This is a genomic window from Achromobacter sp. AONIH1, from assembly GCF_002902905.1.
Lineage (GTDB): Bacteria > Pseudomonadota > Gammaproteobacteria > Burkholderiales > Burkholderiaceae_B > Achromobacter.
Map to the genome: position 1 here is coordinate 998,706 of NZ_CP026124.1, position 14,328 is coordinate 1,013,033.

General features: G+C 62.2%; 11 protein-coding genes. 1 reads left to right on the forward strand and 10 read right to left on the reverse strand.

The window, feature by feature from the left end; genetic code table 11:
- Positions 1-3: 3 nt before the first annotated feature.
- The 5 genes from C2U31_RS04625 to C2U31_RS04645 all read right to left on the reverse strand — a co-directional run bounded on the left by C2U31_RS04625 (position 4) and on the right by C2U31_RS04645 (position 7,244).
- Positions 4-801 carry a ParA family protein gene (locus tag C2U31_RS04625; protein ID WP_103271761.1) on the reverse strand — a complete coding sequence of 266 codons (798 nt, stop codon included), beginning with the start codon at positions 799-801 and terminating at the stop codon, positions 4-6.
- Positions 798-1,481: a 16S rRNA (guanine(527)-N(7))-methyltransferase RsmG gene (gene rsmG / locus C2U31_RS04630; RefSeq protein ID WP_103271762.1), complete on the reverse strand. Its 684-nt coding sequence runs from the start codon at positions 1,479-1,481 to the stop codon at positions 798-800. Before rsmG ends, C2U31_RS04625 begins: the two co-directional genes overlap by 4 nt.
- Entirely contained in the window at positions 1,478-3,436 is a 1,959-nt protein-coding gene (mnmG, locus tag C2U31_RS04635) for a tRNA uridine-5-carboxymethylaminomethyl(34) synthesis enzyme MnmG (RefSeq protein ID WP_103271763.1), read from the reverse strand. Before mnmG ends, rsmG begins: the two co-directional genes overlap by 4 nt.
- 2,309 nt (positions 3,437-5,745) lie before the next feature.
- Entirely contained in the window at positions 5,746-5,952 is a 207-nt protein-coding gene (locus C2U31_RS04640; RefSeq protein WP_006389561.1) for a cold-shock protein, read from the reverse strand.
- A gap of 242 nt (positions 5,953-6,194) precedes the next feature.
- Positions 6,195-7,244 (reverse strand): AbrB family transcriptional regulator, encoded by a 1,050-nt coding sequence (locus C2U31_RS04645; protein WP_103271764.1) that lies wholly within the window; start codon positions 7,242-7,244, stop codon positions 6,195-6,197.
- Positions 7,245-7,342: 98 nt separating this feature from the next.
- Between C2U31_RS04645 and C2U31_RS04650 the strand changes: the two genes are divergently transcribed.
- Positions 7,343-8,509 carry a pyridoxal phosphate-dependent aminotransferase gene (locus C2U31_RS04650; protein ID WP_103271765.1) on the forward strand — a complete coding sequence of 389 codons (1,167 nt, stop codon included), beginning with the start codon at positions 7,343-7,345 and terminating at the stop codon, positions 8,507-8,509.
- Positions 8,510-8,723: 214 nt separating this feature from the next.
- Here the strand turns inward: C2U31_RS04650 and C2U31_RS04655 are convergent, their stop codons facing one another.
- From C2U31_RS04655 to C2U31_RS04675, 5 genes are all read right to left on the reverse strand, one after another.
- Complete coding sequence (locus tag C2U31_RS04655) at positions 8,724-10,250, reverse strand: tripartite tricarboxylate transporter permease (RefSeq protein WP_103271766.1); 1,527 nt, start codon at positions 10,248-10,250, stop codon at positions 8,724-8,726.
- The gene (locus C2U31_RS04660) at positions 10,247-10,684 is read right to left on the reverse strand and encodes a tripartite tricarboxylate transporter TctB family protein (protein WP_103271767.1); all 438 of its coding nucleotides are present in this window, start codon (positions 10,682-10,684) and stop codon (positions 10,247-10,249) included. Before C2U31_RS04660 ends, C2U31_RS04655 begins: the two co-directional genes overlap by 4 nt.
- Before the next feature lie 117 nt (positions 10,685-10,801).
- Entirely contained in the window at positions 10,802-11,800 is a 999-nt protein-coding gene (locus C2U31_RS04665) for a tripartite tricarboxylate transporter substrate binding protein (RefSeq protein WP_103271768.1), read from the reverse strand.
- A 118-nt stretch (positions 11,801-11,918) separates the two neighbouring features.
- On the reverse strand, positions 11,919-13,415 hold the full coding sequence (locus C2U31_RS04670; protein ID WP_369869739.1) for a sensor histidine kinase: 1,497 nt from the start codon (positions 13,413-13,415) through the stop codon (positions 11,919-11,921).
- On the reverse strand, positions 13,402-14,082 hold the full coding sequence (locus tag C2U31_RS04675) for a response regulator (RefSeq protein WP_103271769.1): 681 nt from the start codon (positions 14,080-14,082) through the stop codon (positions 13,402-13,404). The genes C2U31_RS04670 and C2U31_RS04675 overlap by 14 nt, the downstream gene beginning before the upstream one ends.
- Positions 14,083-14,328: the final 246 nt, after the last annotated feature.

Below are 14,328 nucleotides of genomic sequence, written 5' to 3' on the forward strand. Positions count from 1 at the left end.
GCGTCAGTTGAGTTCCTTGACGCGCTCGATCATTTCGGCGCCGAACGAGATATAGGCCTGCGCGCCGCGCGAGCCGCGGTCGTACACCACGCCAGGCATGCCATAGCTGGGCGCTTCGGCCAGGCGCACGTTGCGCGGCACCACGGTCTTGAAGACCTTGTCGCCGAAGTGCGATTCCAGCTGCGCGGACACCTGCTGCTGCAGCGTCATGCGCGGATCGAACATCACGCGCAGCAAACCGATCACGCGCAGGTCGTCGTTGATGTTCCGGTGCACGCGCTTGATGGTGTTGACCAGGTCGGACAGACCTTCGAGCGCGAAGTACTCGCACTGCATGGGAATGATGACGCCGTGCGCCGCGGCCAGGCCGTTGAGCGTGAGCAGCGACAGCGTGGGCGGGCAATCGATCAGCACGAAGTCGTACTCGTGCTTGACGGAATCGATGGCGGCCTTGAGCTGACGCTCGCGCTCGTCCATCTGCACCAGGTCGATTTCCGCGCCCGACAGCTCGCGGTTGGCCGGCAGCACGTCATAGCCGCCCGACTCGGAGCGCACGCGCGCCTGCGCGATGGTGGCCTCTCCGATCAGCACTTGATAGAGATTGGACGCCAGCGAGTTCTTGTCGATGCCGCTGCCCATCGTGGCATTGCCTTGCGGATCCAGGTCCACCAGCAGCACGCGTTGCTTGTGCGTGGCAAGGCCGGCCGCCAGGTTGATGGCGGTCGTCGTCTTGCCCACACCGCCCTTCTGGTTGGCAATGCAGAAAACGCGAGCGGTTTCGCTGGGGGGAATGTTATTCATAGGGTTCCTTGACTGCGGCGCATCCAGATCAGGCAGCGTTCTGCTTGCAGCTCCGGCACGTGGAGCGGCTGTATGTGGTCGACTTGCCATGTCCCGCGCGCGTGCAACGCCTGGATTTCATCGTCGGGGACCTTGCCCTTCATCGCAACGAGGGTACCATCGTTGCGCACATGGCGACCCGCGAGTTCGGCAAAATCATCCAATGATGCGAAGGCGCGCGACGTCACAATATTGCACTCGCCCGGCTCCAGCGTTTCGATGCGGGCGTGGCGGGCCTGCAGATTGGGCAAGGCCAGCGCGCCGCTCATCTGGCGCACGAATGCGGTTTTCTTTTCGACGGCGTCGATGCAGGTCACGGACCAATGCGGCCGCATGATGGCCAGCACCACGCCGGGCAAGCCACCGCCCGAACCCACGTCATAGATCCTGGCAGGCGCCTCGCCCAGCGCGGCGCTCAGCGGCGCCACGACGGACAGGCTGTCGAACAGATGCTGGATCAGCATCTGCTGCGGATCGCGGATGGCGGTGAGGTTGTAGGTACGGTTCCAGCGCTGCATCTGCGCCAGATAGCCGAGCAGCTTGTCCACAGCTTGCGCGTCGACCGGCAGGCCGAGTTGCGCGCATGCCTGGGACAAGCGGCCGGCCATGTCGGCGCCGGCCGCTTGCGCTTGTGACGTCATGCCGCGGCCTCCTCGGGGCCCGCCTCGGACGAGGCATCGCGGCTCAGCTTGCGCGTGCCATAGTGCAGGCGCTTGAGATGGATCATCAGCAGCGAGATCGCCGCCGGGGTCACGCCGGAAATGCGGGCCGCCTGGCCAATGGTTTCGGGCCGGTGCGTCTTGAGCTTCTGGCGCACTTCGAACGACAGGCTGGTCACGGCGTCGTAGTCGACGTCGGCGGGAATGGGCTGCAGCTCGTGCGAAATCTGCTTCTGCACTTCGTCCTGCTGGCGGGCGATGTAGCCGGCGTACTTCACCTGGATCTCGACCTGCTCGGCCAGCACCTCGTCGGCAACCACGCCGGGACCGGCGAGCAGCGAGCCATCCAGGTTGCGGGCGGCCATCAGCGATTCATAGGAAACGCCCGGCCGTTTCAGCAGGTCAGCTAGTGAGTACTCACGTTCTATCGCCTTCCCCAGCAGCGGTTCCGCGACTTCGGCGGGCAACACGCGCGGGTTGACCCAGGACGATTTCAAGCGCTCGACTTCGGCGGCAACCGCATCGCGCTTGCGATTGAACGCATCCCAGCGCGCATCGTCAACGATACCGAGGCGGCGACCGATTTCGGTCAGACGCAGGTCAGCATTGTCCTCGCGCAGGCTGAGACGATACTCGGCGCGCGAGGTGAACATGCGATAGGGCTCGGTCACGCCGCGCGTGACCAGGTCGTCGACCAGCACACCCAGATAGGCTTCGTCGCGGCGCGGCGTCCATTGATCGCGGTCCAGCGACTTGAGCGCGGCATTCACGCCAGCCAGCAAGCCCTGGGCCGCGGCCTCTTCGTAACCCGTGGTGCCATTGATCTGGCCGGCGAAGTACAGACCTTCGATCGCCTTGGTTTCCAACGTGCTCTTCAATCCACGTGGATCAAAATAGTCATATTCGATGGCATAACCGGGACGCAGGATATGGGCGTTCTCCAGGCCAGGCAACGAATGGATCAGGTCCAGCTGCACATCGAACGGCAGGCTGGTGGAAACGCCATTGGGATACACCTCATGCGTGTCCAGCCCTTCCGGCTCCAGGAATACCTGGTGCGACTCCTTGTCGGCGAAGCGGTGGATCTTGTCTTCGATTGACGGACAGTAGCGCGGGCCCACACCTTCGATCACGCCGCTGTACATCGGCGAACGATCCAGCCCGCCGCGAATGATGTCGTGCGTGCGGGCATTGGTGTGCGTGATCCAGCAAGGCAGCTGCCGAGGATGCATGGCCACATTGCCCATGTACGAGAACACGGGAATCGGATCCAGATCGCCCGGCTGCTCTTCCAGGATCGAGTAGTTAATCGTGCGGCCGTCGATACGGGGCGGCGTTCCGGTCTTGAGGCGGCCTTGCGGAAGCTTCAGTTCCTTCAGGCGCTGCCCCAGGGAAATCGCCGGTGGATCTCCGGCACGACCGCCGGAATAGTTCTGCAGGCCCACGTGGATCAGTCCGTTCAGGAACGTCCCTGCGGTCAGAACTACCGTCTTGGCGCGAAACTTCAGACCCACCTGGGTTACGGCGCCCACGACGCGGTCGCCCTCCACCATCAAATCCTCGACTGCCTGCTGGAATAGCCAGAGATTCGACTGATTTTCCAGGCGACCACGGATCGCCTTGCGGTACAGCACGCGATCAGCCTGGGCACGCGTCGCCCGCACCGCCGGCCCCTTGGAGCCGTTCAGAATACGGAACTGAATGCCAGCCTCGTCCGTCGCCAAGGCCATGGCGCCACCCAGCGCATCGACCTCTTTGACAAGATGTCCCTTGCCGATCCCACCGATGGAGGGATTGCAAGACATTTGGCCTAGGGTCTCGATGTTGTGGGTCAGCAGCAGCGTCTGTGCGCCGGTGCGCGCAGCCGCCAGCGCCGCCTCGGTGCCGGCGTGACCGCCACCGACAACGATGACATCGAATTCGCGGGGGTAATCCATGATGGGGGGAGAAGATAAGAGAGCGTTCGGTGCTCATTATAGATGTAGGGGGGGCATGTTTCACGTGAAACATGCTTTACTGCGGCTGGATTGGCCGTCACACCGGTAAGACGTGAGGAAAACGCGACGGGGATACAGGCATCCCAGCCTGAATATGTCGGCATCTGCCCAAGTCTCATGTTTCACGTGGAACACATGATGGCCTTGTTGATATCCGTAGATGGGTATCCACCAGACCGATGTGGGCTTCATGAGAGTCAGCAATGGGCACGCTATCGCGTTGACTCTGAACAACGGGGATGTCCATGCTCAGATTCCAATGTTTCACGTGGAACATACGCCTATCTGCCATCGACATTAAATACGGACCGGCGCATCCCTACCGCACCAGATAGCACTACTCTGCCATTGTTGTTTCACGTGAAACATCATTCGAATGATGCAACGTTCATGTTCGGCGGTGCGGATTTCAATGTTCCACGTGGAACATTTAATGCTCCGTTTTCCTGTGTAGGGTGCAAGGGCTGGAATTTGCTTCATGTTTCACGTGGAACAACCGCCCTTGGACTGCGCTGGAGATTGTCCAAGGCTCGTGATGTTCCACGTGAAACCAAGATCCCTAGTTCCTTTTAATGCTGCACCCACATCGCCCCGAGCAATCCTTGTTCCCGTTTCACGTGAAACATCTGATGAAAATCACGATTTTCTAGCCCTACCCATCCCCTACCCCCAAAACAATTGGTCCTTCTTTGAACACAACGACCACGCACCATCGATTCTCTCGATCATCTTCATCACGCTAAGCAGACCGATCCATCAGTCCATACTCCGATTCCGACTACGACAGATAAGGGCTTACCAATGTCCGAGTCTGGTTCATACCCAGATCGCTGACCGGCAAAGGCCGACCGCTCGTGATATGCCTTATCCACAGCACCAGCGTATTTCCGAAGATCAGCGCCAGCCGTACCCATTTTCATGTGAAACCACACAGCTTCCTTTCTCCAACACGCACGTGAGAACAAGAGCAAACCAACAACAACGCTGAATATCTGAGTTCACCTTATCCACATGAAATCCTCATCCCAGATTAGCCAGGCCTGTGGGCAAAAAAGTGGACAACCCGAACCTAGGACCCAGGCCGCCCACTCGGCCCATAAATCCATGAGCCATGCTAGGTAGGCAATCTGCCTGTTGCTGATTCGCCTGCCACGACAAAATAGGCTTTCGAATCAATGGATACGCCGATTGCCCAAGCACGAGCAAGGCGGCAGAACATTGTGGATAAGCTGCGGTCTATGGCTGCGACAGGCAAGATTGCACGCGCCCGAATTTTGTGGACAACTCCTACAACTATCGTCAGCAGGAACTGGCTGATGAATTTGCTGTCCAACCGCACCTTCCGCTCGTCAGGCCGATCCACGACTTTTCCACAAAGTTGTAATTGCACGTCAGACACTCAGCCACCACATCCCGCTCGCGCACTCAATCCCTGGCCGCACAATTCATATAGCCCAGCCGGATACGGCCGCCCTCATCCTTTTGGATGATCCACGGGAAAACGCTGTGGACAACATCTCTAGCCGCGTTTGATCTATTTTTTTGGCGGCAATACCCACGCGTGTCTGTCCCGGCCAAAGCCCGCTCAACGCTACCAGGGTGTTACGGCATCCTGGCTTTCCGCTGCACTGAAGCAGTCGCGCAAACCGGAATCAATAGCCGCTCGCTGGCCGATATCCCCATTTCTATCCACAGACTGGATACCCCACTTTGGCGTAAACCAAGGGGGATTCTGTGCATAACCAAGATGGGGATATCTTTGTGAACAACCGTCTGTCAGACCATCAAAAACTGCCCCAACAGAGCGCCAGAGCGCGTCGGCCAGCTTGCGGCCAATACGCCGTCGAAGCACTGAATAATCGGTAAGAGCCCGAATTTCCTGGGGAAAAAGCAGGTATCCCCCTGCGTGGAAGACGATATGGCAAGCTTCATGAGAAACATGAACCCGGCAGACACGCGATTCAAACAAATACCCAAAATTGTGCAAAACCGCGCCGCCGAATACCTATTGATCCAAGATTGCCCACAAAACCAAGACCGGTCCGGGAAAATTATCCACAAACTTATCCAAAGGACTCACATTAAGTTAGTATTCACTAACATTATGCTCGGCAAGCCCGAAAATACTGGTCGCGCGAGATCAACATCGATAAGGGCAGGCCCAAATGAAACAACGCCCCAGACCGCAAGGTCTTGGGGCGTTGTAGCCAGGATTCAACCTGGCTGACGGGAAATTGGGATTTCCCGATTTAGAGCGGGCGAATTTCGGCCGCTTGAGGTCCTTTCGGACCATCCTTGACTTCGAATTCGACTTCCTGACCTTCGTTCAGGCTACGGTAACCGCGGCCTTGGATGGCGGAAAAGTGTGCGAAAACATCGGTGCCGCCAGCGTCCGGCGTGATGAAGCCGTAACCCTTGTCAGCATTGAACCACTTGACTTTGCCCTTCTGAGCCATTTTCCTAGCGTCCTGTAATTAACGAGATTGCAATGAATCAAGGACGCCGTGACAACTGAACGACCGGTAGGGATACCTGCGTTGCTGCTGCGTTCACGTTCGTCAAACGACGACAGAACGCGATCGCGCGCTGCTTGAATCAACTGCGGAACCAGCATACCCACCACACATTACCGAGTCATATAGTTGTTTACCCGAATGTCGCATTTTTCAGACTCGTCGGACGTCTTCGGGTAATACCGTTATGCGGAATCCCGCTGCCTGCGCGCCAGAAAGTTGTACATCGGTCCGGTCACCAGCACCACGAACACCATGCGCGTCACATGGAACGCCGTCACCACCGGAACCCCCAGTTGCAGCACCTTTGCCGTGATCGCCATCTCGGCGATTCCGCCCGGCGTCGTACCCAGTATCAACGTGGGCACCGGCGCGGCGGACCATAGCGACAGCAATGCGCCCAGCCCGAACGCCAGCGCCAATGCGATCACCGTGAACACGGCCACGGCCGCGATGAAACGCGGCGCGGCGCGAAAGAAGTCCGGACGATAGCGGTCCCCCAGGGACCAGCCAATGAACAGCTGCCCGATCTTCGGCACATAGTCGGGCAGCGCCGACAATTCGATGCCGGACAGGGTCAGCGTCATCGCCACCGACATCGATCCCAGCACCCAGGGATTGGGTAGCCTCAGCCTCATGAACAGCAGCCCGCCCATGCAGGTCAACGCCACCAGCGCCGCCAGCCCGGGCCAATGCACCACGCGCGGCCCCGGCACGGTCGGATCCAACCCCGCCACGCCCCACCCCTGAAAGATGAAGGGCACCGTCACCACAACCAGCAGCACGCGCACGCTGTGCGCCGTGGCCACGCGATCGATGCGCGCGCCGTAGCGCTCTGCCAGGTTCGCCATTTCGCTGGCGCCGCCGATCGCCGACGAGAACCAGGCCGTCTTGAAATCCGCGTCCGTATATCGGCGCAAAATCGCTGTACCAATGAAGGACAGTCCCAGCGCGAACAACATGCCCGCGATGATAGGCCCCGCGTTGTTGCCGATATGCTCGACGACCTGCGGTGTGAAGTACAAGCCCAGCGATGTGCCAATGACCCACTGCCCGGCATTGCGCGCCGGCCGTGGACAGGCTGTGCGCAAGCCCGCGATGCGCGTGGCCGCCGTGACCAGCAGCGCGCCCAGCATCCATGGCAAGGGCATGTGGGCCCATACCGCCACCAGCGCTCCGGCCAACGCAAGCACCAGGCCTGCCGCTACCCGCCACCCCACTTTGCCGCCCTTCATCCCGTCCACGCATATGCTCATCGGAAAACCAGATTATGAGTTAGTGGGATACTTACGGAAACTCTCATCGCCCTATCGCGTCCACTATTGCGTCAACCATGATCCGATCCAAACTGCCCGACGTCGGCACCACCATCTTCACCGTGATGAGCCGGTTGGCCATCGAGCACAAGGCCATCAACCTCGGCCAGGGCTTTCCCGATTTCGATCCCGACCCGGCGCTGTGCGCGTTGGTATCCAAGGCCATGGCCGACGGCCACAATCAATACCCCTACATGCCCGGCGTCGCGCCGCTGCGTGAAGCCATCGCCGCCAAGGCGCGCGAGCTGTACAGCCACGCCTACGATCCCGAGACCGAGATCACCGTCACCAGCGGCGCCACCGAGGCGCTGATGGCCACCGTGCTGGCCGCCGTCGGCAGCGGCGACGAGGTCGTCGTCATCGAGCCCTGCTACGACTCGTACCTGCCCGCGATCCGCCTGGCCGGTGGCACCGCCGTGCCCGTGCCGCTACGCGCACCCACGGCCGACGATCCCTACTACCGCATCGACTGGCAGCGCGTGCGCGACGCCATCACGCCCAAGACGCGCCTGCTGATGCTGAACTTCCCGCACAACCCCACCGGCGCCGTGCTCGACGACGGCGACCTGGACGCGCTGGAAGCCATCGTGCGCGACACCGGCGTGCTGCTGCTGTCGGACGAGGTCTACGAACATATCGTGTTCGACGGCAAGCCCCATGCCAGCGTCGCGCGCCGTCCCCTGCTGGCCGACCATGCCTTCGTCATCTCGTCCTTCGGCAAGACCTATCACACCACCGGCTGGAAGATCGGCTACTGCTGCGCGCCGCGCCAGCTCAGCGCCGAACTGCGCAAGGTGCACCAGTTCATGGTGTTCACCGTGCCGTCACCCATGCAGTACGCGCTGGCAGAATTCATGCTCGATCCCAAGCCTTACCTGGACCTGCCGGCCTTCTACCAGGCCAAGCGCGACCGCCTGTCCGAAGGCCTGGCCAAGACGCGCTTCCGCCCCCTGCCCAGCCCCGGCACGTTCTTCCTGCTGGCCGACTACAGCGATATCTCCAAGCAGGCCGAAGCCGACTTCGCGCGCGACCTGACCGTGAACCACGGCGTCACCGTGATTCCCGTGTCGGCCTTCTACCGCCAACCCGACGCGCCGGAATCCAATCACCGCATCGTGCGCTTCTGCTTCGCCAAGAAGGACGCGACGCTGGATGCCGCGCTGGAGCGGCTTGCCTCGGTGTAGTCAAAACGCTGCAGCAGCCTGAAAGAGCGCGCCAAATGGCGCGCTCTTTTCATTTTCACCAATACGAGCAAATACTCGCTATTAAGGTTTCGCAAGCAAACCCAGCGAGAATTCGCGCATAAAAAAAGGGCGCCGCAAGGCGCCCTGTCCAAGAACCGGCAGAGGCACCCCGCGGCGCCGCGCCTGCCGGTGCGCGGCCCACTGCGGCGTCCGGTCATGCCGGCCCGACGGCAACCTTCTTCTGCGCGCGCAGGCGGCGCATGAGCTGCGGCACCACAACCACGGCGCCGGCTGCCACCCACAAGCTGATGGCGACCGGGCTATGAAACAGCACCGACACATTGCCATCGGTGATGGACAAGGCGCGCCGCAGGTTCTGTTCCATCATGTTGCCCAGCACCACGCCCAGCACCAGCGGCGCCATCGGCAGGCCGAACTTGCGCAGGAAGTAGCCCAGCGTGCCGATACCGGCCACCAGCAACAGGTCGAACGTGCCCGCGTTGATCGCATACACGCCGATGTAGCTGATGCAGAGAATGCCCGGCACCATCAGCCAACCCGGCACCGACAGCACCTTGGAGAACAGCCGCACCATCGGCACGTTCATGATGAACAGCAGCACGTTGGCCACGAACAGCGAGGCGATCAGGCCCCAGACCAGCTCGGGCTTGGAATCGAACAGCACAGGCCCCGGCGTGATGTTGTAGAGCGTCAGCGCTCCCATCATCACAGCCGTCGTGCCCGAGCCCGGCACGCCCAGCGTCAGCATCGGCACGAAGGAACCCACCGCCGAAGCCGTGGCCGCCGCCTCGGGCGCGACCAGGCCGCGCATGTCGCCCTTGCCGAACTTGGCGTCCGGATCCTTGCCTTCGATGATGCGCTTTTCCTGCGAATAGGCTACAGCCGCGGCCACGCTGGCGCCCGCCCCCGGCAGCACGCCCACGCCGAAGCCGACGAAGGCGCTGCGCACCACGCTCCACCACGTGAACGCCAGCTCTTTCAGATTGAACAGCTTGCGGCCGCTGGGCTTGACCTCGACGCTGTGCCCGGCCATGACCTTCTCCAGCATTTCCAGCATCTCGCTGACCGCGAACAGGGCGATCACCACCACCACGAACTCGATGCCGTCGGACAGGTGCACCAGATCGAAGGTATAGCGGTATACGCCCGAATTCGCGTCCACGCCGACCACCGAAATCGACAACCCGATCATCGCCGCCAGCACGCCCTTGACGGGCTGCTTGCCCAGCAGGCTGGTCAGGCAGCAGAACGCAAAGATCATCAATACGAAGTATTCAGCCGGACCGAAGGCCAGCGCCCATTTGGCCAGCAGCGGCGCGAGCAGGATGATGCCCACCACCGACACGATGGCGCCGAAGAACGCCGACCAGGCCGACAGCGACAGCGCCACGTTGGCCAGGCCCTGGCGCGCCAGCGGATAGCCGTCCAGCGTGGTCATGATGGCGCTGGCTTCGCCCGGCACGTTCAGCAGGATGGACGTGATGCGCCCGCCGTACTCGGCGCCCACGTATACGGCCGCCAGCAGGATCAGCGCCGTTTCGGGCGGCAGGTTCATGGCGAAGGCGATGGGAATCAACATCGCCACGCCGTTGATCGGGCCCAGTCCCGGCAACACGCCCACCAGCGTGCCGAAGAACGAGCCGATGGCCGCGACCAGCAGGTTGGTCAGCGAGAACGCGACGCCAAAGCCGATGGAAAGATGATCGAGGATGCCGCTCATATCAGGTTCTCCAGCAGTCCGCCGGGCAGGACCACGTCCAGCACCTTGTCGAATAACACGAAAAAGAAGACGCTCATGACCACGCCCCCGATGGCGCACTTGCCCCAGCCGCCGCCGAACAGCCGGCCCACCGCCACCGTCATCAACGCGGTCGCGACGATGAAGCCCAGCCACTGGAACAGGAAGGCGTAGCCCGCGCAGAACAGCACCATCAGCGCGATGCGCCCGTTGGCGCCGGGCGCGTTGGCCTGCACCGGGTTGCCGCCCTTGATGGCCAGCCGCAGGCCGCACAGGCCGATGATCAGCGCCAGCAGCAGCGGGAAGGCACGCGGGCCGACGGGCTCGTAGGCGAACGGCGCCTCGATGTCCCATCCCGCCCAGGTCATGAAGGCCGCCAGCGCAAGCGCCGCGATGCCCAGGGTTCGATCGTTCATGGTGATGTCTTTCCGTGATGACCGGAACGCGGCGTAGCCTCGTCCCGCCGCCCGCGAATGAACCGCGGGCGGGCTGCCACGCAGCGCTCGGGTTGGGATGAAGGCCGGCGGCCTAGATCACTTCTTGACCAGGCCGAAACTCTCGGCCAGTTCGCCGTACTGCTTCACCTGCTGCTTCACGTAGGCGTCCAGCTCGGCGCCGGTCTTGCTGAAGGGAAACAGGCCCTGCTGCTCGCGCAGCTTGGCGAATTCCGGCGTGCCGGTGGCCTTGTTGAACGCCTGGACCCAGAACTCATAGTCGCTGTCGGACACCTTCGGCCCCACGTAGAAGCCGCGGATGATGGGCCAGACGATGTCATAGCCCTGCTCGCGCGCGGTGGGCACGGTGTTCAGCTTGCCCGGCAGGCGCTGGTCATTGAACACGGCCAGCACGCGGATGGGAGCGCCGCCCTCGAGCATGGTGAAGGCTTCGGCCGCGTCGCCCATGTAGGCCTGGATATGGCCCCCGCGCAATGCGGTCACGGCCTCGCCGCCGCCTTCGAAGGCCACGAAGCGCATCTTCTTGAAGTCCACGCCCGCCGCCTTGGCGGTCAGCGCGGCCTTCATCCAATCCTGGCTGCCGACGGTGCCGCCGGCGCCCAGCACGATCTTGGTCGGATCCTGCTTGAAGGCCTCCATCAGGCCCTTCAGGTCGGTGTACGGCGAATCGTTGCGCACCACGGCCACGCCGTAGTCGGTGCCGATGCCGGCCAGCCAGCGCACGTTGTCGACGTTGTACTTGCCGAACTTGCCCTGCGCCAGATTCAGCAGCGAACCGCCGGAGAAAGCCACGATGGTGCCCGGCTCGTTCGGATGCTGGGCCACGATGTTGTTGTAGGCCACGGCGCCGATGCCGCCCGGCATGTAGACGATGCGCATGGCGGTCTTGAGCGCCCCGCTCTGCTTCAGGCCCTCGGTGGCCAGGCGGCAGGTCAGGTCGAAGCCGCCGCCGGGCTGGGCGGGGGCGATGCACTCCGGACGGCGGGGTTCGGCGGCGGCCTGGGCGGTGCCCAGCGACAGGGTCAGGGCGCCCACCGCCGTGGCGGCGGCCAGGCGCAGCTTCAAACTGGTCTGCATTGTTGCGTCTCCGAAATTTATAGGTCTGGGTCCCATGCCCGCCTTGCAGGCCGTCCCATGCGCGGCTCTGCTGGCCCCGCGGACGCAACCGTACAAAATCGAACCTTTCCAACACCTTTCAAATTCTGTGATTTTCGTGACGCAGCGCAGCATCCGCGGTGTTTTCCAGGGTAAACACCAGCGCCGCGCGCAAGCCGGGCTGCGGCGTCCGGTTCTCTAGGACCAGCTTCGCGCCCAGGATCTCGGCGATGGTGCCGACGATGGCCAGGCCCAGGCCGGCGCCCGGCTTGTTCCTGCCCGCCGCTCCCCGGCGGAAACGCACGCAGGCGCGGGCGATGTCCTCGGCCGACATGCCCGGGCCGCTGTCCTCCACCACCAGCCAGGCCGTCCCGTCCCCGACCTGCACCCGGACCGTCAGATCCCCGCCCTGCGGGCTGTAACGGATGGCGTTGTCCACCAGGTTGCTGACCGCCTCCCGCAGCAGCCAGTCGGCCGCCGGCACCTTGACCGGTCCGGACGGCGTGTCCATGCCCACGTCCAGCTGGCGGGTACGGGCCGCCGGCAGCAGGGCGCGGATGACGGCGTCCGCCGTGTCGACCAGGTCGACCGGCTCGGGCGCGAACCCGCCTTCGGCCAGGGAGGCGTCTTTAGCGCGCGCCAGGGCCAGCATCTGATTGGTGGTACGCACGGCCCTGTCCAAGCCTTCCTGCATCGCCAGAAGGGCTGTACGGACCTCCTGGGGGTCTGTTTCGCGCAAGGCATAGGCCGTCTGGGTCCGCAAAACCGACAAAGGCGTGCGCAATTGGTGCGAGGCGTCGTCCAGGAACTGGCTTTGCACCCTCGCCTGAGCCGCAAAACGGGCCATGTGGAGGTTTATGGCGCTGACCAGGGGTAGGACCTCACCTGGCATGTCCGATGCGTCTACGGGGCTTAAATCGTCCGAGGACCGCTTTTCCACATCCTGGCGCAGCCGTTCCAGGGGCCTCAGGGCCATGAAAACCCCCAGGATGACCACCAGGACGCTTATGACGATCACCGCCAGGTCGCGTTCCACCGAGCGCAACAGCACCCGGTGCAGAAATTCCTGGCGGGTGCCCAGGCCTTCCGCGACCTGCACGATTATACGTCCCCCTTTATTCGCGTACAGCGGCGGATCCATCGGACGGGCCAGCGCCGCGACTCGCACCGGCGTGCCCAGGTAGTCGGCATAGAAAAACTGCGGCTCGCCAGATTCCAGCGGCCGGTCGGGCATGGGCAGGTCCGGATGACCGATCTCGGCCAGCCCGTCCTCGGTGGCCACCCGGTAGAACACGCTGCCATTGGCCGTCAGCTCGAAGAATTCCAGCATCAGGTATGGCTGCTCCATGGCTAATCCACCGCTGGCTGTGGATATGTTGTGGTCGATCGCGCGCAGCGCGCCGGCGAGTGAGCGATCATAGGCCATGTCGACCTGGTTGCGCAGCTGGTGGTTCGACAGCCACAGCGCGGCGATCATCACCAGGACCAGCGTCGGAATCAGCCACCAGAGCAACTGCGTTTTCAGCGTCCGGGGGCGCCTGCCCTGTGCCGGCAGGCTGTTTTTCGCGCCGATTTTTTCCGTACTACGGGTTGTCAACAGCGTTCTCCAGGCAGTAGCCCATGCCGCGCATGGTCACGATCTGCACATCGGTATCCGCTAATTTCTTGCGCAAGCGGTGGACCAGCACCTCGATCGCTTCCAGGTTGATGTCCGCATCGTCGGTCAGGATCCGGTCCAGGATCTGTTGCTTGTTGATTGGTTCGCCACTTTTCTGGATCAGCGTGCGCAGCACCGCGTGTTCACGTGGGGATAACTGCAGGGGCTGTCCGTGGACCGTGAATTTCTGTGTCGCGGTATCGAAAACCAGGTTTCCCAGGATGTGCCGCGGACGTTCTCGCCCTCGGCTGCGCCGGATCAGCGCGATCAAACGCGCTTCCAACTCTTCCACAACAAAGGGTTTTGGCAGGAAATCATCGGCGCCTTCATGCAGCGTGCCGATTTTTTCGGCGAGTGAGTCGCGCGCAGTGAGGACCAGCACCGGCGTTCGATCGTCGCGCGCGCGCATCCTGGCCAGCAAGGAATGGCCATCCATGCCCGGCAATCCCAGGTCGAGCACGACCGCGTCAAATTCTTCCATTGCCAAACGCCGTTCGGCAACCAGCCCGTCATCTGCCCATTCCACAACGAAACCCGCGTGACGGGCCAGGCTGCGTGCCAACCAGCGGGCAAGTTCAGCTTCGTCTTCTATCAGAAGGATGCGCATGGACGAAGTCCGGGGGGGCGTGGCTGGGAGGTGAGAGGGAGCATGTTTGTCTTTTCCCTGTAGTTCTCTTTATATAAAGACTAATGATTAATAAGGCCTGTGGATAACTACCTTAACCTTGGAAACCTGTTTTTTTTCATAGCCTTGCGACGGTTTTTGGCTGTGCAAGAACTCTGTGTGGGAAAAAAGTCGAAGTTGGACAAGATTTGGCGACCCCGCCAAAACCCCCGCTTGTTCAACTTGCCT